Here is a 225-nt window from a genome sequence, read left to right on the forward strand (position 1 = left end):
TTGATGGCGCACGTAATAGTGATAGTAGTGTAAGAAATAGCGAAAAGGCCAGTGAAAGGAGTGAGGCGAGTGGCATCTATGCTCGTCAGTTGGATGAACCCTTGAGTTACCAGCGACATCGACTCTCAGATGTGACGGAGTTAACCGATGTGGTTCAAGCTGAGATAGCAACGCCGTTTATGTTAACAGAGCAAGCACCCATACGCTTATGTTTATATGATATTC

General features: G+C 45.3%; 1 protein-coding gene. It reads left to right on the forward strand.

Annotation, left to right across the window (positions count from 1 at the left end; all coding sequences use genetic code 11):
• Positions 1 to 225 (forward strand): hypothetical protein (locus Q0779_RS23920; RefSeq protein ID WP_298776774.1); only part of this gene is annotated, 225 nt, incomplete at both ends.

It is taken from the genome of uncultured Shewanella sp. (assembly GCF_947491715.1).
In the GTDB taxonomy this organism is placed as follows: domain Bacteria; phylum Pseudomonadota; class Gammaproteobacteria; order Enterobacterales; family Shewanellaceae; genus Shewanella.